The 20,906-nt window shown below is 58.7% G+C and carries 19 protein-coding genes; 8 read left to right on the top strand and 11 right to left on the bottom strand.

Features of this window, described 5'->3' with window-relative positions; all coding sequences use genetic code 11:
- Positions 1-11 precede the first annotated feature (11 nt).
- The 3 genes from DI396_RS12870 to DI396_RS12860 are packed head-to-tail and all read right to left on the bottom strand — an operon-like array spanning position 12 to position 3,139.
- Positions 12-1,172: an acyl-CoA dehydrogenase family protein gene (locus DI396_RS12870; protein WP_027238527.1), complete on the bottom strand. Its 1,161-nt coding sequence runs from the start codon at positions 1,170-1,172 to the stop codon at positions 12-14.
- 9 nt (positions 1,173-1,181) lie between these two features.
- The gene (locus DI396_RS12865) at positions 1,182-1,961 is read right to left on the bottom strand and encodes an enoyl-CoA hydratase/isomerase family protein (protein WP_027238528.1); all 780 of its coding nucleotides are present in this window, start codon (positions 1,959-1,961) and stop codon (positions 1,182-1,184) included.
- Positions 1,958-3,139, bottom strand: coding sequence for an acyl-CoA dehydrogenase family protein (locus DI396_RS12860; protein ID WP_027238529.1), 1,182 nt, complete (start codon positions 3,137-3,139; stop codon positions 1,958-1,960). Before DI396_RS12860 ends, DI396_RS12865 begins: the two co-directional genes overlap by 4 nt.
- A gap of 96 nt (positions 3,140-3,235) precedes the next feature.
- Between DI396_RS12860 and DI396_RS12855 the strand changes: the two genes are divergently transcribed.
- From DI396_RS12855 to DI396_RS12825, 7 genes are all read left to right on the top strand, one after another.
- The gene (locus DI396_RS12855) at positions 3,236-5,269 is read left to right on the top strand and encodes an FAD-dependent oxidoreductase (RefSeq protein ID WP_204362854.1); all 2,034 of its coding nucleotides are present in this window, start codon (positions 3,236-3,238) and stop codon (positions 5,267-5,269) included.
- A gap of 446 nt (positions 5,270-5,715) precedes the next feature.
- Entirely contained in the window at positions 5,716-6,282 is a 567-nt protein-coding gene (locus tag DI396_RS12850; RefSeq protein WP_027238531.1) for a flavodoxin family protein, read from the top strand.
- 513 nt (positions 6,283-6,795) lie between these two features.
- Complete coding sequence (locus DI396_RS12845) at positions 6,796-7,266, top strand: MarR family winged helix-turn-helix transcriptional regulator (RefSeq protein WP_027238532.1); 471 nt, start codon at positions 6,796-6,798, stop codon at positions 7,264-7,266.
- A 402-nt stretch (positions 7,267-7,668) separates the two neighbouring features.
- A complete protein-coding gene (gene ectA / locus DI396_RS12840) occupies positions 7,669-8,202 on the top strand; it encodes a diaminobutyrate acetyltransferase (RefSeq protein ID WP_110796631.1) in 534 nt (177 codons plus the stop codon).
- Between the two features lie 36 nt (positions 8,203-8,238).
- Complete coding sequence (gene ectB, locus DI396_RS12835) at positions 8,239-9,531, top strand: diaminobutyrate--2-oxoglutarate transaminase (protein WP_110796630.1); 1,293 nt, start codon at positions 8,239-8,241, stop codon at positions 9,529-9,531.
- Between the two features lie 5 nt (positions 9,532-9,536).
- Positions 9,537-9,932 carry an ectoine synthase gene (locus tag DI396_RS12830; protein WP_110796629.1) on the top strand — a complete coding sequence of 132 codons (396 nt, stop codon included), beginning with the start codon at positions 9,537-9,539 and terminating at the stop codon, positions 9,930-9,932.
- A 1-nt stretch (position 9,933) separates the two neighbouring features.
- Positions 9,934-11,358, top strand: a complete 1,425-nt coding sequence (locus DI396_RS12825) for an aspartate kinase (RefSeq protein WP_110796628.1) — start codon at positions 9,934-9,936, stop codon at positions 11,356-11,358.
- 550 nt (positions 11,359-11,908) lie between these two features.
- Here the strand turns inward: DI396_RS12825 and DI396_RS12820 are convergent.
- From DI396_RS12820 to DI396_RS12810, 3 genes are all read right to left on the bottom strand, one after another.
- Positions 11,909-12,763, bottom strand: coding sequence for an NAD(P)H-binding protein (locus DI396_RS12820; protein ID WP_110796627.1), 855 nt, complete (start codon positions 12,761-12,763; stop codon positions 11,909-11,911).
- Positions 12,760-14,697, bottom strand: a complete 1,938-nt coding sequence (locus tag DI396_RS12815) for an AMP-binding protein (protein WP_110796626.1) — start codon at positions 14,695-14,697, stop codon at positions 12,760-12,762. The genes DI396_RS12820 and DI396_RS12815 overlap by 4 nt, the downstream gene beginning before the upstream one ends.
- 119 nt (positions 14,698-14,816) lie before the next feature.
- Positions 14,817-15,578 carry a glucose 1-dehydrogenase gene (locus DI396_RS12810; RefSeq protein ID WP_027238539.1) on the bottom strand — a complete coding sequence of 254 codons (762 nt, stop codon included), beginning with the start codon at positions 15,576-15,578 and terminating at the stop codon, positions 14,817-14,819.
- 90 nt (positions 15,579-15,668) lie between these two features.
- Between DI396_RS12810 and DI396_RS12805 the strand changes: the two genes are divergently transcribed.
- Positions 15,669-17,042: a TetR family transcriptional regulator gene (locus DI396_RS12805; RefSeq protein ID WP_110796625.1), complete on the top strand. Its 1,374-nt coding sequence runs from the start codon at positions 15,669-15,671 to the stop codon at positions 17,040-17,042.
- Between the two features lie 18 nt (positions 17,043-17,060).
- Here the strand turns inward: DI396_RS12805 and DI396_RS12800 are convergent, their stop codons facing one another.
- Genes DI396_RS12800 through DI396_RS12780 form a run of 5 tightly spaced genes read right to left on the bottom strand, consistent with a single transcriptional unit; the run spans position 17,061 to position 20,817 of the window.
- Complete coding sequence (locus tag DI396_RS12800; protein ID WP_235851866.1) at positions 17,061-17,465, bottom strand: PaaI family thioesterase; 405 nt, start codon at positions 17,463-17,465, stop codon at positions 17,061-17,063.
- Complete coding sequence (locus DI396_RS12795; protein ID WP_110796624.1) at positions 17,462-17,944, bottom strand: PaaI family thioesterase; 483 nt, start codon at positions 17,942-17,944, stop codon at positions 17,462-17,464. Before DI396_RS12795 ends, DI396_RS12800 begins: the two co-directional genes overlap by 4 nt.
- Before the next feature lie 11 nt (positions 17,945-17,955).
- Positions 17,956-18,759, bottom strand: a complete 804-nt coding sequence (locus tag DI396_RS12790; protein ID WP_027238543.1) for an enoyl-CoA hydratase-related protein — start codon at positions 18,757-18,759, stop codon at positions 17,956-17,958.
- Positions 18,752-19,606, bottom strand: a complete 855-nt coding sequence (locus DI396_RS12785; RefSeq protein ID WP_110796623.1) for an SDR family NAD(P)-dependent oxidoreductase — start codon at positions 19,604-19,606, stop codon at positions 18,752-18,754. The genes DI396_RS12790 and DI396_RS12785 overlap by 8 nt, the downstream gene beginning before the upstream one ends.
- An 11-nt stretch (positions 19,607-19,617) precedes the next feature.
- A complete protein-coding gene (locus tag DI396_RS12780; protein WP_110796622.1) occupies positions 19,618-20,817 on the bottom strand; it encodes an acyl-CoA dehydrogenase family protein in 1,200 nt (399 codons plus the stop codon).
- Between the last annotated feature and the right edge of the window lie 89 nt (positions 20,818-20,906).

The raw sequence follows: 20,906 nt of genomic DNA, 5'->3' as shown, positions 1-20,906 counted from the left end.
GGGCTGCGCGATCAATAAGATCGCGGCAGACCCATGACCTTTTCACCAATGAAGCTGAGGCACAGTTCGCGGTTGACCGGCGCCGTGCGCAGCAAACGCACCAGCGGGTACATCTCGTAAAGCCCTGTATCCTCGGTAAAGCCCGATCCGCCATGCGCCTGTAGCGCGGCATCTACGGCCTCGATCCCGGCTTCGGCGGCGGCATATTTTGCCATGTTCGACGACGCACCAGCAGGCAGTTTGTTGTCAAACTCCCATGCCGCGCGACGGGTCATCAGGCTGGCCATTTCGACCGCTGTGTGCGCTTTGGCCATCGGGTGTTGCACGCCTTGGTGCGCGCCGATCGGTTGACCGAATACGTTGCGCTCGGAGGCATAAGCCACGCCTTTGTTCAGCGCGAACCGGCCAATGCCGCAGCACAGTGCGGAGAGGATGATGCGCTCGGGGTTAAGGCTGTCGAACAGGATCGAGAAGCCTTCGTCCACTTCGCCGACCACATCTTCGGGGCCTAGATCCACGTCATCAAAGAACAATGTCCACTGTTCCTCGGGCAGCGGGATCGAGATCTTAACCCGCTGCTTGTCGACGCCTTTTTTCTTCAGGTCGACCGCAAAGAGGGTAAAGCCGTCGGTCTTACGGTCCACTTCATTGTGGGGTTTGGTCCGCGCCACGACGAGGCAGTAATCCGCCACTTCGGCACCGGTGATAAAGGTTTTTTCGCCCGACAGGGTGAACCGGTTGCCATTGCGCTTGGCCAGTGTCGTGGCCTTCATGGTGTTGGATCCGGCACCGGGTTCGGTGATCGCGAAACAGAACTGGATGTCACCGCGGCAGGCCGCCGGCAGCAGCTCTTTCTTGTGGAATTCGGTGCCGTGGCTGGCCAGGTGGGCCAGCGACATGGTCGGTCCGACCACCATCATCAAAAGCGGAATACCATGGTTGGCGGTGCCTTCCATGAACAACGCCATTTCGGTCATGCCAAGGCCGGCGCCGCCGTATTCTTCCGGCACCATGATCCCCAGAAAGCCGTCATCGGCAATCTGTTTGAACATGTCGTGCGGGAATTCATGCTTGCGGGCGTGCTCGAGCCAATAGGTGTTGTCGTATTGCTGGGCCAGCTGGCCGCCGTATTCGTAGATCTGACGTTGTTCGTCGTTCAGAGTAAAATCCATGGTTCTTCCTTAGCCCTTGAATTCAGGTTTGCGCCGATTCTCGAAAGCATTAAGGCCTTCGGCGACGTCATCACTCGGCAAAGCGCGCACAGCTGCGTCGCGCTCGAGCCGCATTTGCTGATCGATGCCAAGATCGGCACCTTCGCGCGCCAAACGCTTCATCTCGGCGATACCGGGACGCGAGCGGGTCGCGATTTTCTGGCAATATTCCAGCGCGGCCTCATGCAAGTCCGCATCCGGCACGATATAATTGACCAGACCGGCCTCTTTGGCCTCTCCGGCCTCGAGCCAGCGCGCCGAGAACATCAGATCAAGCGCGCGGCGCTGACCCATCAACCGGGTGAGCCGCTGCGATCCGCCCCAACCGGGGATCAAACCGAATTGCGCGTGTTGATCGCCAAACTGGGCGCTTTCGGCAGCAAAGCACACATCGCATGCCAACATAAGTTCGATCCCACCGGCCAGACACAAACCCTGCACGGCCACGACGACAGGGAGGGAGGAGGTTTCGAGCGCACGCAGGTTTTCCATGCCAAAAGCAATGAAATGATCCAGCGCGGCGGGATCGTTCAATTTACCTTTCACTTCCGTCAAATCGGCACCGGTGCAAAAATGCTTGCCCTGCGCACGGATGAGGATCGCCCGGATGTCCGGGTTTGCCTCGAATTCCGCACGCGCGGCAGTGATGCGTTCATGCACGTCAAGTGACAGGCAATTGAATTTCTCAGGGCGGGCCAGATCAATGATGCCGGTGGCACCTTCGATGCTGGCGACTACGGGGTCGCTCATTTCGATGCTCCCTTCGCCTTTTTGTCGTATTGCAGCGCCATCCGGCCGACTTTTTCACGCGCGATCACAAGTTTCTGGATCTGTGCGGTGCCGTCGCCGATTTGCAGGCCAAGAACGTCGTTGTAACGCTGATGATGCGGCAAATCAGTGGTATAGCCATAGTGCCCGTGCAGGATCAGGCATTGGTGCAGGATCTCGCAGGCGGTTTTGGGCAAATACCATTTGCACATCGCCGCTTGTGACGTGTGCGGCATGCCGCGATCACGCAGATCCAGCGTGTAATAGCAAAGCTGACGCATCATGGTCAGTTGCGTTTCCGCCTCGGCCAGCGGGAAGCTGACGCCTTGGTATTGCACGATGGGGGCGCCGAACGCCTCGCGTTCCTGAACATAGGCCCAAGTTTCATCTACCGACGCTTGCGCCGCGCCCAAGCATTCCAGCCCGATCAACGCGCGGGAATAATCGAAGCCCGCCATGATCGTGCCAAAGGCGCGGTCCTGTTCGGCCATCATATTTTCAGCCGGCACGAAGACATCGTCAAAGAACACAGACCCGCGTCCGACAGGCTTGGTGCCGATGTCGTCGAAATGGGTGCGCTTGATGCCCTCTTGGTTCAGGTCGACAAAAAAGGCGCTCACGCCGCGTGCGCCGCCGTCCGGATCGCCGGTGCGGGCAAAAACCACCGCCGCATCGGCTTGGCTGGCAAAGCTCATGGACGTTTTCTCGCCGTTCAGAACCCAACCGTTGCCGGATTTCTCGGCTTTCAAAATCAGGTTCGCCGCATCCGACCCGCCACGCGGTTCGGTCAGGCCCAAACCAATCACGGCCTCGCCGGACACAACCTTGGGCACCCATTCCATTGCAATCTCTTTAGACGCGTGTTTGGCGACCATGCCGCCCATGAGCGAGCCCAAAAGCTGCACGTAGCTGGCGTTGAAATCGGCATAAGCGATCTCTTCGACAATCAGCCCCGAGGTGACAGAGCTTTGCCCCATCCCGCCGAACTCTTCGGGCAAATCTGCCCCGATGAGACCCAGTGCGCCCATCTCCTTGATCAGCGCGCGATCGAATGTGTGGCCGCTTGCGCGCTCCAAATAGCTCGACGCCAACTTCTCTGTTGCGAATCGTTTCGCTGTCTCGCGAAACGCCTTTTGATCTTCTGTTGCTTGGAATTGCATCGGTGCTCCTCCCCATGACCGAAAAATATCTTCTTCCCTAAAATCTAACAAATGTTAGAATACACTTCAAGAGATGTTTTGACGAGGAGGACCAAAATGAAAAATTCGCAGAAAGACAACTTCGACACCATGCTGTCACCGATCCGTGCGGGTCAACATATGTTGCGCAATCGCGTTATTATGGGGTCGATGCACACCCGGTTGGAAACCGAACCTGATGGTATTGCCAAACAGATCGCCTTTTATGCCGAACGGGCACGGGGCGAGGCGGCTATTCTGGTCACGGGCGGATTTTCGCCCAATGCTGAAGGGATATTCGACCCCGAAGGCCCGCGGATCGACGATCCAAAGGAGGCGGAAAACCTGCGCCCGATCTGCGAAGCGGTCCAAGCCGAAGGCAGCCTGCTTTGCGCACAGCTTCTTCATGCCGGGCGCTATGCAAAGATCGAAGGCTGCGTCGCCCCCAGCCCGATTCGCGCGCCGATCAACCGCTATGTTCCGCGTGAAATGACCGATGCCGATATTCGCCGCACCATCGAGGATTTCGCCAAATCTGCCGCCAATGCACAGGCCGCAGGATTCGATGGCGTCGAAATCATGGGCTCCGAGGGCTATCTGATTAACGAATTCACCGTCCCCCACACCAACAAACGCGAAGACGAATGGGGTGGCAGCGCCGAGAATCGCCACCGCTTTCCGGTCGAGATCGTGCGCGCGGTGCGCGAACGTTGCGGGCCCGGTTTCCTTGTTATTTACCGGATTTCGGCCGCCGATCTGGTCGAGGGCGGCGCGCCCGCCGATGAAATCGCCGACTTGGCGCGCAAGATCGAGGCCGCAGGCGCGGATATCCTCAACACCGGTATCGGGTGGCACGAGGCACGCGTGCCGACCATTGCCTATCCGGTTCCGCGCGGCGCATGGCGCAAGGCGGCGGCAAACGTAAAAGCGGCGGTCTCAATTCCGGTGGTCGCCTCCAACCGAATCAACACCCCCGAGCTTGCCGAAGACATTCTGACCTCTGGCGAGGCGGATATGATCTCGATGGCGCGTCCCTTTCTGGCCGATCCGCATTTCGTCAAAAAAGCGCGCGAAGGCCACGCCGACGAGATCAACACCTGTATCGCCTGCAATCAGGCTTGTCTGGATTTCATCTTCTCGGACCGACCGGTCGGCTGTCTGGTCAACCCACGCGCGGGGCGCGAAACCGAATTTCGCGACACACCAACCGAATCACCCAAGACGGTAGCCGTTGTTGGCGGCGGCGCCGCAGGCATGGCCACGGCCTCCGAGGCCGCAAGACTGGGCCACGACGTTACCCTGTTCGAGGCGCAAGACAAGCTGGGCGGTCAGTTGAATTTGGCGCAAGCAGCACCGGGCAAGGATGAATTTAACGAGACCCTGCGCTATTATAGCGGCCAGTTGCAAAAGCACGGTGTCAAACTGCGCCTTGGACAGCGCGCCGGGTTGGACGATCTCAACGGTTTTGACCATGTGGTTATTTCCACCGGAGTCACGCCGCGTATTCCCGACCTGCTGGGCGTCGACCATCCCAGCGTCGCGACCTACGCCGAGATCCTCTCCGGCGCCCGCGCCGCAGGCGAAACCGTCGCGGTGATGGGGGCAGGGGGCATTGGCCATGACGTGGCCGAATTCCTTGTGACCGAACCGGCCGAAGCTCATAACACCGACGCGTTCTGTGATACCTGGGGCGTGGACCCGAAATTTGCGACATCGGGTGCGCTTGCGGGTGATCCGTTGGCGCCGAAGCCATCGCGCCGCAAGGTTGTCATGCTTCAACGCAAGGCCTCAAAACCGGGCACGGGGCTTGGCGTTTCGACGGGATGGATCTTGCGGAACGCGCTGCGCAAACACGGGGTCGAAGCCTTGGGCGGCGTGGTCTATGACCGGATCGATGACGCAGGCCTGCATATCATGGTAGATGGCGCGCCAAAGACCATTGCTGCAGACACCATCGTGCTTTGCACCGGTCAGGAGCCGGAGCGCGCTTTGGCAGAGGATCTCACAGCCCGCGGGGCTACCGTCACCATGATTGGCGGCGCAAAGGAAGCTGCGGAACTTGACGCGTTGCGCGCCATTGATGAAGGCGTTCGGCTGGCGCAAAGCCTCTGAGCTGCCAAAGCAAGAGAGGATGCGAGGCTGACCGAGCCACCCACCGGCATATCGCGCGGTGGGTGGCTTGTGCCGCGCAACAGGCGGTGATCTCTGCAAGATGCGACCGCGTGAATTCACTTCAGTCCGCTTCACGGGTCGCCGCTATGGACCCTTCGCAAGGTCGACCGGCAGGCGTTTGGGATCTGGCCGCCGATGAAAAACCGCGCAACCCATGACGCAGTCGGCGCACAATGGTTGTGCGGCTGCGCTCACAGGCCCTTGGGTGAACATCTAACGTATCTATATTTTCATAACATTACAATCACTTACGTGAAATGTTGGAAATCCTCTACAGTTGGAGCAACCGGCTGCGGCTTTGGATCGAAAACACAATCCGCTTTCATTCGGGAGCCAACCTTCCTAGGTCGGAGCCATTAGGATTCAAGCAAAAGGTGTACCGAACCATGACGAAAGTCGCGATTGTCTATTACAGCGGATATGGCCACACAGAAGTGCAAGCCAAGGCCGTTGCCGAAGGGGCCAAGGGTGTCGAGGGCACCGAGGTCGAATTGCTGAAACTGTCCGAAGACGGAGAGCTGAACGAGGCAGCATGGGCGGCGCTCGATGCGGCCGATGCGATCGTCTACGGCAGTCCGACCTATATGGGCGGCCCCGCATGGCAGTTCAAAAAATTCGCCGATGCCAGCTCGAAGCCTTGGTTTACGCAAAACTGGAAGGACAAGATCGGCGGCGGCTTTACCACCTCGGCTACAGTCAATGGCGACAAGTTTTCGACCATCCAGCAGTTCATTACATTGTCGCAGCAACATGGTCAGCTCTGGTGCGGCGTTGGCTTGATGCCAGCGAACACCAAGGCCGACGGCCCGGAAAAGCTGAACTGGACGGGCGGGTATTCTGGCCTTCTGGCGATTGCCCCCTCTGACAGCTCCCCCGAGGAGTATCCGACAGGCGGCGATCTGGATACGGCGCGCGCCTATGGCCAACGGTTGGCCGAAGTCGCCAGCCGCTGATCCGGTTTTGCAATACATGTTCCGGCCGCCCGAGCGCGCGGCGGCCGGAGCGCTTTTGGCGCAAGCGCCCGCCATTCAGCAGCGCCACACCGCCCAATTCGCGTTTCGGCCGCCATCACGACCAATTTGCTGTCCTGTGCGTGAAAACCTAAGCGCGCATTTCGCAAATGGTTTGAATTCTGCCCCGCTCCACCACATCGGCGACACATCAAAACCGTTCGTCAATTGACGGGGTGGCTGTTTGCGCGTGCCAGATAAACAAAGCTGCCGTGCAAAGGACAACAACGAGACAGACACACCCTGATGACCCCGTCACCCACATTTGCTTTGTCGCTCTAAGTATTACAAATACCAAAAAGCCTCAATTCCCGCGAAAATAGTACTTGATGCGCGTCAATTACGCCAAGGGCAGCCATTTAGTAATTAGCAAAACGAAACTTATGCTGGTGAATTCGCTTGATGCATGGCGATAATCCTGCCAAATATTCTTGATGCACTACAAGGATGGCCTCCATGGATCGAATTGACAGCAGCCTTGTCGCTCTGCGCCGCATTCTGCGCACGACCGAGATGTTCGGGCGGGAGTTGGCGCAGTCGGCAGGCTTGACTGCGGTCCAGTTCCGCGTGCTGCAAGTTGTGGCCGAAACGGGTCAGACCACAGGCAAGGCAATCTCCACCCGGATGCGGGTGAGCCAGGCCACAATCACGGCCCTTGTCGACAAGCTGGTGGCGCAAGGGATGGTCATGCGTGAAAAATCGCAAGCCGATCGCCGGCAAACCAATATCATCATTACCGAACATGGCCGCCGCACGATTGAAAATGCGCCGGACCCGCTGCAACAACGCTATGTGCGCCGCTTCAAGGAAATGGAGCAGTGGGAACAGGCAATGCTGCTTGCATCACTGGAGCGCGTCGCCACGATGCTGGATGCTGAAGAGCTTGACGCCGCGCCAGTGCTGGATGCCGGTGATCTGCGGCAATAGGCGTGGCGAAGCAGACATGGCAAAGCCCTAAATGGCCACCGGTCATGCGAACGCAAAGGCCAAGAATAAAGCCTGCCCGCAGCGGCTAAGATCACGCATGACATTTCACCATCGACGCGACTGCGCGACCCCCTTCCGATCCTATGGCAGGTGTTTACTTGCCCAGAGCAGGTGCGGCTCACGCCGCATGTGAACCCCTTACGGCCTAAGAATTCAATTGAAATGATTAGCACTGTCGAAGTAGTGGCTCACCTCGTCCCATGAGGCAAAAAGCATTCACCACAGGCATTTTGCATGAATTATGACTGTGGCGCACCGCCTATTCGGGTATTTTGGGGTTCGGGTTGACGTTCCAACCATCGCGCACTACTTAGCTTAGCTAATAAACGAGAGGTTAGACCCATGCCGAAAGATATCGAAAACTCCGCAACGCAGATGCCGCATCTGCGCAAACCCGATACGACGGATGGAGCCGACATCTGGGCGCTGGTAAAAGCCTGCAAGCCGCTCGACGAAAATTCGATGTACTGCAATCTGGTTCAGGCCGACCATTTCCGCGACACCTGTGTCGTCGCCGAAATGGATGGCGAGATCGTTGGCTGGATATCGGGACACATGATTCCCGCGCGCGATGAGCTTTTCGTCTGGCAAGTGGCGGTCAGCCCCAAGGCACGCGGCCTCGGACTTGGCCGCGCCATGCTGCGCGAGCTGATCGAACGCGACGCTTGCGATGCGGCGACGCATCTCAAGACCACGATCACCAAAGACAACGACGCATCATGGTCGCTGTTTCGCAGTCTGGCCCGAGATATCGGCGGCGAACTCACTGATGCACCGCACTTCGAATGTGAAGCGCATTTCGAAGGGCTCCACGATACCGAACACATGGTGACAGTCACGCTGCCCGCCCCAGAGGCGATGGCCCGCGCGGCCTGAACCATTTTCCCCGTAATAAACCAAATAGGACGTTTCATGACTTCGGATATGATCGACTTCTCTACTATCTTTGATCGCCGCGAAAGCGCCGTGCGCTCTTATTGCCGCGGTATGCCCGCAATGTTTCAAAGTGCCAGCGGCTCGGAACTGAAAGACGCCGACGGGCGCAGCTGGATCGATTTCCTTGCCGGATGTTCATCGCTGAACTATGGCCATAACGACCCGGATATGAAGGCGGCGCTGATCGACCATATCGCGGGCGACGGCATCGCACATGGTCTTGATCTCCACACCGGGGCCAAAGGAAGCTTTCTCGCCGCCTTCGAACGGCACATTCTGGCCCCCCGTGACATGGACCATCGGGTGATGTTCACCGGCCCCACCGGGGCCAACGCCGTCGAAGCGGCGATGAAGATCGCACGAAAGGTCACCGGGCGCACCAACATCATCGCCTTTACCAACGGGTTTCACGGTGTCACGGCAGGGGCCTTGGCCGCGACCGGCAATTCCTACCACCGGGGGGGCGCGGGCATGATGCTCAATGGCGTGACACGCATGCCCTATGACGGATATATCGCAGGTCAGTCGGACACGGCGGATTATCTGGAGGCCATGCTTGATGACCGCTCCAGCGGGCTCGACGCGCCCGCAGCAATCATCCTTGAAACCGTGCAGGGCGAAGGCGGGCTGAACGTCGCCCGTCCCGAATGGGTCCGGCGCATCGCCAAACTGGCCAAAAAGCATGGGGCCCTGTTGATCATCGACGATATTCAGGCCGGCTGTGGCCGTTGCGGGACGTTCTTTTCCTTCGAGGAGATGGGCGTGACCCCGGACATCGTGACCATGGCGAAATCACTTTCGGGATTTGGCCTGCCGATGGCCTTGGTGCTGGTGCGGCCAGAATATGATGTCTTTGAGCCGGCCGAGCACAACGGCACGTTTCGCGGCAACACTCACGCCTTTGTCACCGCACGCGTCGCGATCGAAAAATTCTGGGCCGACGAGACGTTCCAGAACGAGCTGACACAAAAGTCCGATCTGATCCACGATGCGCTGTCCGATCTGGCGGCGCTCATCCCCGGTGCCAAACTCAAGGGCCGCGGCCTGATGCAGGGGGTCGATGTCGGCTCGGGCAAGTTGGCAGGCGACATTTGCGCGCGCGCCTATGAGAAGGGACTGGTGATAGAAACCTCTGGCAACGAAGATCAGGTCGTCAAAGTGCTTGCACCACTGACAACGTCACCTGAAACCTTTGGCCAGGGCTTTGACATCCTGCTCGAAGCTGCGCGTGAGACGCTGACCGAAACGACCAATATAGCTGCGGAGTAAAAGACATGATTGTCAGAGACTTTAACAAAATTGTCGAAAACGAACCTGATCGCGTGGTTTCGGATGCAAGCTGGACCTCGGTGCGGTTGCTGCTGGCGGATGACGGAATGGGATTTTCCTTTCACATCACGACGCTGGATGCGGGGTCCGAACACACGTTCGAATACAAGAACCACTTTGAGAGCGTCTATTGCATGCAGGGCAAGGGGTCGATCACCGACCTCGCCACCGGCGAAACCCACAAGATTGTGCCGGGGGTGATGTATGCGCTGAACGATCATGACCGCCATATCCTGCGCGCAGAGGAAGAACTGGTCATGGCCTGCTGCTTTAATCCGCCCGTCACCGGCACCGAAGTGCACCGCGAAGACGGGTCTTACGCAGCCGCCGACGAGGCCTGATATGAGCCACACAGTTGAGAAAATCGGCGGGACATCAATGTCCCGTCTGGATGAACTGCGCGATACCCTCTTCATCGGGGGCCGCGAAGGGGCTGACCTGTACGGGCGCGTGTTTGTGGTGTCGGCATTTGGCGGCATCACGGATCTTCTTCTGGAGCACAAGAAAACCGGTGCGCCGGGGGTCTATGCCTATTTCGCCAATGACGATACCAACCATGGTTGGCACGATCAGCTCGACTCTGTGGCCGAAGCCATGAAAAAAGCGCATGGCCGCATTCTCAGCCATTCCGCAGACCTTCAGCAGGCAGATGCCTTTGTCGATGAACGCCTGCACGGCGCGCGTGGCTGTCTGATTGACCTGCAGCGGCTGTGCTCATACGGCCATTTCCGTCTGGCAGAGCACATGGGCCAGACCCGCGAACTGCTCTCGGGGCTGGGCGAGGCGCATTCGGCTTTCGTCAGCATGCTGTTGCTGCAACGTGCGGGCGTGAATGCGCGGTTCGTCGATCTGTCGGGCTGGCGCGACGAGGGCGACGTGACCTTGAACGAAAGAATCGCCAAGGCCTTCGAGGGCGTGGATCCAAGCACCGAGATGCCGATCGTGACCGGCTATGCGCAATGCGCCGAAGGGTTGATGGGGGAATATGACCGGGGTTATTCCGAGGTGACGTTTTCGCGGCTGGCGGCGCAGACTGGCGCCCGCGAGGCGATCATCCACAAGGAATTCCATTTGTCGTCCTGCGATCCAAAGTTGGTTGGGGAAGGAACGGTTCGCAAGCTCGGCCGGACAAATTACGACGTCGCCGACCAACTGTCGAACATGGGGATGGAAGCAATCCACCCCAAAGCCGCAAAAGTATTGCGTCAGGCCAAAGTCCCGCTGCGCGTCACCAACGCGTTCGAGCCAGAGGATCCGGGCACGCTGATCGACGATCAACCCGCTGAGGAACCGGGTGTCGAAATCATCACGGGTCTTGAAATCGTGACACTTGAGGTGTTTGAACAGGACATGGTCGGAGTGAAAGGCTATGACGCCACGATCCTCGAGGTCCTGAAGCGCCACAATGTCCCGATCGTGTCAAAGGTGTCGAACGCCAACACCATCACGCATTATCTCGACACCTCGCTCAAAAACATGCGCCGGATCGAAAAAGATCTCACGACGCATTATCCTTCGGCCGATATCACCACGCGCCGGTTGGCCATGGTCTCAGCGATTGGCCGCGACCTGACGTCCCTATCTGTGTTGTTGCGCGGACTGCGGGCGCTGGAGGAGGCAGGTCTCGAAGTGGTGGGCGCCAGCCAAGGTCCACGAAGTGTCGATGTGCAGTTTGTTCTTGACCAGGACGCGTTGAAACCTGCGATCCAGAGCTTGCATGCGGAGTTGATCGAAAAGCATGAGCCGCGCTTAAAACGCGCGGCCTGATACGCGTTTCAGACCTCTCGAATTAACGGGGCCTTTCAATGCGCGGATAGGCCCCGTCGCAGATCTTGAAGGGAATGAGGTCCGCATCTTCCCGATCCGGACGCCATGCCGCGCATGTCGGCCGTGCCCATCATCATTTTATCGGGCCACATTGCACCACCGCGTGCTCTCACTTCGCCCTATTGATCCGTGACGGCCTACCTTGGCCCATCATTGCAGTGCGAAGCCGAAACAAAAGCCCAAAAGACAGCTGGCCCCCCTGAAAACACGGCGCACTGGGCGGCCGAACCACCTTGGCACGCCGGTGTTGGATTACATCCTGCGCGTCCGCTGCCATCCCGGGCAACAGAAGGGGCGGTGGAAACTGCGCGGGCCGCGACAGGGTAGGGCGCGCGACACAGGCAAATTGCCGTCACCGGCCCTGCCGGACCTCACAGAAAAGATGGCGGCGCACCGCCCGCGTCCACCGCCGCGCAGGAGAATCTGATCCAGCTGCGCCGCCACACCTGCGGAGCGTGTTAGCTCAAAATCGAGCGGCGCAGCCGTCTGGTCACTGAACGAAGGCGTCCCGATTCTCGGTGACAAAATCGCGGAAGCTGCGCGCCGGACGTCCGAGCACATCACTGACCGTGGTTTCAATGCCTCCGAGGTATCCCTTGGGCGCGATCGAGGCCAGTTCCACCATCGCGGAGGCGACTTCATCCTGCATTCCGCCCGCGACCATGGCCGCCTTGGCCTCATCGGCGGATAGGGTCGCCGAGGTGATGGACCGCCCGGTCACGTCGGACAGAACCGCAGCGATCTCGTCGCCGGTCAGCGCTTCGGGGCCGGTCACGCCATAGCCCTTGCCCGCGTGATCCGCGCCGGTCAGCGCCTCGGCGGCGACATCGGCGATATCACGGGCGTCGATCCACGACACAGGTCCGCCCAGATCGTCGTAATACACCCCATTCTTTGCAATACTACCGGCCTGCCACATCAGGTTTTGAATGAAATAAGTCGGCTGCACAAAGGTCCAGTCAAGGCCGCTTTCCTTTAGCAATTCCTGACTTTCGGAATGCCATTTGCCAAAGGTCAGCCCCGCCTTGGGCGATGCGCCAAGTCCGGTGGCCAGAACCACATGTTTCACACCTGCGGCCTTGGCCGCCGCGATCGCATTGGCCTTCCACTGACGCATATCCAGATGCGCAGGCGTCACCAGATAGATCTTTTCGGCTCCGGCACAGGCCTGTTCCAGCGCGGCAAGGTCGGTGAAGCTCGCGGTGACGGCCTCGCATCCTTTGGCCTTCAGCCCGCCAATCTTGGCAGGATCGCTGGTCACGGCGCGCACGTCCGCACCCTTGGCCAGAAGGGTCTCAACAAGCGGTGCGCCGGTGGTTCCGGTGGCTCCAAAGACTGTGATCATGGCTTTTCCTTTCTGAGCGCCGCAATGGGCGGGATGGTTTCGGGATTGTTGACGGATGACAGGTCACCGAGGTCTTCATCAAGGAAGGCCGCGCGCACGATCCGGCGCATGGTTTTCATGCTGCGGGTCTTGGGCAATCCCTCGACAAAATAAATCTCGCGCGGGCGGAAGGGTTTCGAGACGATCTCGCCCACCTGATTTTTGAGCAGTTCGACAAGGGCATCATCGGGGGTCACCCCCGGTGCCACCACGCAGACGCACACCACGGCCACGCCCTTGATATCGTCGGGCGCCGCGATGGCGGCGGCGTCCACCACTTTGCCGGTTTCAGTCAGGGCGGCCTCGATCTCGGGCGGGCCGATGCGTTTGCCGGCGATGTTCAACGTGTCGTCGGAGCGCCCCAAAATATACCATGTGCCGTCCGGGTCGCAGCGCACCCAATCGCCGTGCCGCCACATGCCCGGGAAGGTGGACCAATAGGTTTCCAAATACCGCTCGCGGTCGCCCCAGATGGCCGGCGTCAACCCCATGGGCGGTTGGGTCACGACCAATTCGCCGACCTCGCCAAGGGCGGCTTCGCTGCCGTCCTCGCGCAGCACCTTGGCCCCGACACCCAGCGCCTGCGCAGAAAACCCGCCGGGTTTGATCTCATGCAGCACGGTCGACGTCAGGATCGCGCCAAAAAGTTCGGTCCCGCCGGAAATGTTCAACGGCACCGCACGGCGGCGGCAGATATGGTCAAGCTGCCAAAGCCATGCGTCGTCGGTCCAAGGCTCGCCGGTCGAGGCGACGATGCGCAACGGCGACAGATCATAACCTGACAGCGGCGCGCGATTTTGCGTCATGAATTGCCGCACCAAGGTCGGCGCAACGCCCATATGTGTGACCTTCATTTCTGACGCGAGACGCAAAAGCCGAAACGGATCGCCGGGCATCGATGGCGCGCCCTCGGCCAGAACCAAGGTCGCCCCCGACAATAGCACCGACAAAATCGTCAGCGGCCCCATGACCCAACCCATATCGGTCATCCACAGATGCCGGTCGTCGCGCTTCATGTCGAGCCCCAACAGGAAATCGGATGTGGCCTTGGCCTGCACGCCAAGATGGGTGTGCACCACGCCCTTGGGGCGTCCGGTGGTCCCAGAGGTATAGGCAATGAGCAGCGGCGCGTCCGCCTCTACCGGATGCGCGGGATAGGCCGGATCGGCCGTTCCGACGGTCTCGTTCCAATCGAGATCACGGGCCGGATCGGCCACCGCGCCATCAAAGCGGCGCAGGCTGATGACGGTATGGGTCGAGGGCACTTCTTCGAGGGCTTCGGCCAGTTTGGCCTCCATCCAGACGGGCGTGCCCCGACGCGGCGACGCATCTGCGGTCAGGACCGCCACGGCTTCGGCATCGTTAAGACGGCTGATGATGGCATGCGGTGCAAACCCCGAAAACAGCGGCACCGCCACGGCACCCAAACGGGCAATTCCCAAAAGCGCGGCTTGAATCTCGGGGATCATCGGCATGTAAATGCCCACCGCTTGACCGGGTTTTACCCCGCGGCGGGACAGTGCCGAGGCAACGCGCGCGGCCTCATTGGCAAGCTCGGTATAGGTCCAGCTGCGGCGGCTTCCGTCCTCGCCGACCCAGTCGATTGCGATTTTGTCGCCAAGTCCGTCCTCGATACGGGCGTCAAGGCAGGTTTCCGTGAGGTTCAAAGCGCCGCCAACGGCCCATTTGATCGATTCTGGCCCATCGGACATATCTCGTAGCTTGGTGTAGGGGCGGGAGAACCGTATGCCGGCGTAGTCGATAACCCGATCCCAGAACCAGTCCGGCTCATCATTGGCCCGGCGGGCGAGGTCCTCATAGCTGTCCGCACCGCACTCCTTCAGGAAGGCTGTAAGTGTGCTTGAACGCTGAATGTCAGAAGCTGGCTGAAACATGTTTTATCTTTCTTCAACGCAAAAAGGGCCGCGCCGTTGGCGCGGCCAGTTTGGGAGGTAACCCTCTTGAATATGGCTTGGCGGCCGTGCCCTGTGACAGACGCGGCCGCCGCCAACGGTCAACCGTGCATCGACAGACCACCAGAGACCGAAATCACCTGACCGGTGATAAAACCGGCGTCGTCGGACGACAGGAAGCAAATGGCGCCGGGATAATCGGCCGGCTGCGCCAGACGTTTCATCGGGATGGCCCGCTTGAGACCCTCCGCGATTTTTTGACCGGCTTCGCCTTCGGCAACTTGGGCAAACAGCGGCGTGTCGGTCGGGCCGGGGGCAACAGCATTCAATTGAATGCCTTTGCGCGCCAGTTCCCGCGCCACAGTTTTGGTGAAGGAGATGATCCCGCCTTTGCAAGCCGAATAGACTGCCTCGCCCGAGGATCCAACGCGACCAGCGTCCGACGCGATGTTGACCACGCGGCCGCCACCGTTCTTGACCATGCCCGGAAGCACCGCATGATGCATGTTCAGCGGGCCATAGAGGTTGATGTCGATGACTTTCTTCCAAAGATCGGCATCGGTATCGAGGAACGGTTTAATCACGTCCCAACCCGCGTTGTTCACCAGCACGTCGATCGGACCGCCCGCTTCGAAGGCAGCAACCGCTTTATCGACTTCAGCGCGGTCAGTGATATCCGCCTTATAAGCCGTGGCTTTCCCACCGGCGTCCTGAATCAGCTGCGCTGTTTCTTGCGCGCCTTTTTCATTCATATCGAAGACAGCGACTTCAGCGCCCTCTTGTCCAAACCGTTCGCAAACCGCGCGACCAATGCCGCTGCCGCCGCCTGTCACGATTACCCGTTTTCCACTCAGCCCTCGCATATGAAGGTCCTCCTCTTGCATTAAAATCGTAGCAAAGAACTTGATTCGATGGTTCTTTGGTGTATTCTAACAGTTGTTAGATTTATTGCAATGGACAGCCTTGCCGCTGACAAGTATCGACACAGAATGGTAGAACAGTATGATGTGGTTAATAAAATCGTCGACGATCTAAGCAAGTCCGAAAGGACACGCGAGGGCATTCTTGCTGCGGCCGCTCGGCTTTTTCGGCATGAAGGCTATTACGCGACGACAATGCGCGACATCGCGCAAGAATCCGGCATTGAAGCCGGAAGCATCTATTATCATTTTGAATCGAAGGACCAGATTCTGAGTGAGGTGCTCGATATCGGTGTTCGCGAGCTCTACGAGAGCGTCAGTGAAATCGTCCGTTCCGCGCAAGATCAATCCATCGGGTTTCGGGAAACCTTCTCGCAGCTCATTGAAACACATTTGACCTACCTTTTGACCACCAGCGACTATACCTCGGCCAATATCCGAAACTACCCGATGTTGTCGGATGAAGCACGTGCTCCGCACCGTGAGTTGCGCGCCTCTTACGCGCAGGTCTGGAGCGATTTTCTCGAAGAGGCCAAGCGTGACGGCCTTTTGAGAAAGGATATTTCTGTTTCGGCCATTCGGCAATTCGTGCTCAGCGCGATGAATTGGACGGTCGAATGGTATGACGTGAACCGATATCCGGTGAACCTCCTTGCGGAACGTATGAGCACGCTCATCCTTGACGGAATGTGTTCACAACGAAGCGCCGACACCGCCGGGCGGAAGATGCCCAGTGATATTATGTTCAGAGCTGTTGAAACCTCGGGCAAGGCGGCAAAAACCCGTGCGGAAATCCTGAAAGCTGCGGCGCGTGTTCTGCGAGACAACGGATACAAGGCCACGACGTTGCGTCAGATCGCAGACGATGCCGATATGAAAGCGGGCAGCGTCTATTACCATTTCAAATCCAAGGAAGCGATCGTCGACGAGGTTCTGAACGCCGGGTTGAGCGATCTGCTTTCTGGCGTCAGCGCCGCAGCCGACGAGTTCCAGCCGCCATATGATCACCATGCCCGGATCGCGACTGCGATCTGGACCCATTTGCATTTTCTGTTCAAGGCAAGCGAGTTCACCTCCGCGAACATCCGAAGCTATGGCATGCTCCCCAATCAACTCAGGGAGCGGCATAGGGGCATCCGGCATCAATACGGCAGGCTCTGGGATAAAATCTTGCGCGACGCACAAGAAGATGATGCGATTAGATCGGACATTAAAATTGTCCCGTTGCGGCAGGTGATGCTCGGCGCGTTGAATTGGACGGTGGAATGGTTTGATTCGGACAAGGCAGGCGTAGATGGGTATCTGTCTTTGTCCGAATTCTCCGGCATGCTCATCAAATTGCTTCTCGAGGGCATTTGCGACAGGGAAAACATCGCCTTCTCAGAAGAAGAAAAAGGGGCGCGTTAACCGCAGCCCCTTTCACAATCACACCAATAGGAAGTGATACAATCCCTCTGCGACAGGTTTATCCCGGTCTGTTTGCCAGGTGATCACGCTGACGCTTGCGATCCGCTTACCCTTGCGGGTCACATTTGCACGGGCAAAGAGTGGGCCCTTCACGCCAGGTCTCAAATAATCCACCGTAAGATTGATCGGCTTGGCCGGCGCTTCGCTGAAATCAGGATGGACAGCGATAGCCGCCGTTGCTTCCATAAAGCTCGCGATGATTCCGCCGTGGTAGTGATCCATGACCGGATTGCCGATATGACGTTCTTCAAAGGTCATCTCCGCTTCGGCATGGAGGCTGTCCAAGCTCTGAACTTCGAAGTTGAGAAACCGGAAGAACGGCACTCGGGATGCGTTGGCGTTTACAGTTTCCAAATCAATCACGAGGCTTTTCCTTTTGTCATCGCTTCAAACAGGCTGACGTCCCCGCGCGTCAATGCAAACGAGGCCGTGCCGCGGGCGATTTCCGCATCCTCATGGCCATCGAACCAGATGCTGCCGGCATTGAAGGCAATATGGCGGGTTTGCCGGAAGCAATGCGCGTTCACAATGACATCCGCGCGCGAACGGGCCGCACGCAGGTAGTCAACCCTGAGGTCGAGGGTCGCCATGGTGCTGACGCCCTCGATGGCCACAAAATTTGCCAAACCGAAAACACTGTCCAGAAGGGCCGTCAGGATGCCACCATGCAGCAGGGTTTGATCCGTATCGACACAAAAGTCCGGATTGAATGGCATCCGAACCCGCACGCCGTCACTCGAGACCTCTTCGATTTCGAGCGCCATATGGGTGATCAACCCTTTGCCACGCGCATTCCACATCTGCGCGATCTGCTCCATCTTCTCTTTGCTGATTTCAGCCATACGTTCTTTCCTTAGCGCCCAGTAAAATTGGGTTTTCGTTTTTCGATAAACGCAGAGATCGCCTCGTGGTGGTCTTCGGTCTGATGCATCAGGGCCTGATAGGCCGCTGCGGAATTCAGGAAGTCCGGCAGATCCATCCGTTCGGCATTGCGCATCAGGCGTTTGGCTACACGCACCGCACGCGGTGGTTTCGCCGCGATCACGGCCGCGCGTTCGCGGGCCCGATCCAACAACGTATCATGCGGCACAACCTCAAGCACCATGCCGATGTCCAAAGCCTCTTTGGCCTCGACCATACGGCCCGAAAAGGTCAAATCGGCGGCCAGTTGATGGCCCAGACGGCGCAATAGGAACCAGCTGCCCGCATCGCCCGGAATAATTCCGAGGTTCAAGAATACCTCACCGAACTTTGCCTTTTCCGATGCAATGCGCATATCGCACATCATCGTCAAATCGCACCCTGCGCCAACCGCCGCGCCGTTAACGGCCGCGATGGTCGGGATGTCGAGATTATAGATCGCCTGTGGAAGGCGTTGCACACCGTCGACATAACTTTGCGCCGCAGCGAGAGGTTCCTTGCGGAACACGCTGTCGGGGTCGTTCATTTCCTTGATGTCACCGCCGGCACAGAATGCCGAACCGGCCCCTGTCAGGATCATGACGCTGACCTCGGGGTCGGCCTGCACCTTGGCAAAGGTTTCCAAAAGCGCCTCGATCATATCGTTGCCGGTGATCGGGTTGCGGCGCTCCGGATCGTTCAACGTCACTGTGGCGATGCGGTCTTTGACGTCCAGAAGGACACAAGGCTTACTCATCTTTTCCGTCTCCGCGTTCACGATTGTCAAACATCTCGGGATTGATCATATCGCGGGCATCATGACCCATGTGCAAGGTTTCTCCGCCATCGATATAAATATCTTCGCCGGTGACGAAATTGCCCAACTTCGAGGCGAGGAAAATAATCGTACCCGCGATATCCTCGGCCGCGCCCATCCGGTTCAGGACCGAACGGTTCAGCTTTTTCCACTGCTCAGGCGGAATCGGATAGCGGCCAAGCGCCTCGGTCTTGATCGTCCCCGGTGCGACGCAGTTCAGACGAATGCCATATTCGCCCCATTCAGCGGCCAGCGTTTTCATCATGCCGGTCACACCGGCGCGGGCGGCAACCGTATGGGTAAAGCCGGTGAGGGCCGTGCGCGCGGAAATCGCGGTGACAAACACAACCGAGCCACCATTTTCATACATGAAATGATCCGCTGCGGCGCGGGTCATTTGCCATGATCCGATCAGGTTGTTGCGAATCACCGCCTCGAAACCCTTGTTGGTGATGTCGCGCGCGGCGGCGATATATTGGCCTCCGGCGTTATTCACCAAAACATCAAGCCGTCCGTAATGGTCCTTGATGCGGCCCATTGCGACTTCGATGCTGTCCTCGTCGCGGGTATCTCCGGGCACGACAAATGCCTCGCCCCCCGCCGCGCGAATCATTTCAGCGGTTTCTTCCAATGGCTCTTCACGGCGCGCAAACAGCGCCAATTTGGCCCCGCAAGCGGCCATCTCAAGCGCGGTTGCCCGCCCCATCCCGGAACCCGATCCGGTGACAAGAGCCACTTGGCCGGCCATCAGATCCGGCGCGTAACGCGGTGCTTTATTCTCAGTCATGTGTTTCCCCCTCAGCCTTTCAAAAGTTCGCCAGCGATGATCAGCTTGCGCACCTCTTGGGTACCCGCGCCCACCTCAAGCACGCGGCCCGTCCGGTAAAGCCGGTTCACTTCGGTATCGCGCATATAGCCAGAGCCGCCGTGGATCTGGACAGCCTTGTCGAGCACGAATGATGTGACCTCGGCGGCCTTGAAAATCGCGGCGGCGGTCAGTTTGTGAATCTCGCCGCGTCCGCCTTCGCCCTCTTCCAGACCCTCGCACATGGCAACAGTTTTCAGGGACAGGCTGCGCGCCGCTTCAAGGCGGGTATACATATCGGCCAACATCGCCTGCACCATCTGGAAACTGGCGATCGGTTTGCCGAACTGCTGGCGCGTCTTGGCGTAATCGATGGAAATATCCAACGCCCGTTGCGCAATACCCAAGGCATTGAAGCAAACGATCGCGCGTTCAAGATCCAGCCCCGACATCGTGACCGCAACACCGCCGTCCAATTTGCCAACCATGTTCTTGGCCGGCACACGGCAATCTTCGAACACCAACTCGCCGGTGGGCGAGCCGCGAAAGCCCATCTTGTTGAGCTTTTGCGCCACTTTAAAGCCGGGCGTATCGGTTTCCACGATAAAGGCAGAAATGCCCTTGGCGCCCTTCTCGGGCGAGGTTTTGGCATAGACCAGCACCACATCGGCAATCGGCCCGTTGGTGATATAGATCTTGGCCCCGTTCAGGATGTAATCGTCGCCATCCTTCTTCGCCGTCGTGCGCATCGAGCCAAGCGCATCCGACCCCGCACCGGGTTCGGTCAGGCCCAAAGCCCCGATCAGCGTGCCGTTGCACAGCCCCGGCAAATACTTGCGGCGCAACTCGTCATTGGCGTTGCGGTAGATGTTGTTGACGCACAGGTTGTCATGCGCGACATGGGTCAATCCGATGGCGGCCGACGCCCGCGACATCTGTTCGGTGATGATGCAGGCCGATGTAAAATCGAGACCGGCACCGCCAAATTCCGGCGGCACATTGAGGCCAAGGTAGCCCATCTCGCCCAACTTGGGGAAAACCGAGGCGGGCAGATCGTCGGTGTCGTCCATTTCCGCGTTCAGATGATGGAACTCGGACATGAAAAACTTGCCGGCCTGATCGGCCAGTGCCTGCTGTTCATCCGTCATGAAATGTGTCGGAAGGTCGATATCGTTGCGTAATTGCTTGGTCATGGCTGGGTCCTCCCTCAGGCGCGCAAAAGTTCTTCGGCGATGATGATCTTGCGAACTTCGCTGGTGCCCGCCCCGATCTCCAGAAGTTT

This window comes from Litorivita pollutaquae, assembly GCF_003205515.1.
Classification (GTDB): Bacteria; Pseudomonadota; Alphaproteobacteria; order Rhodobacterales; family Rhodobacteraceae; genus Litorivita; species Litorivita pollutaquae.
This window is presented reverse-complemented; position numbering and strand designations above follow the sequence as displayed.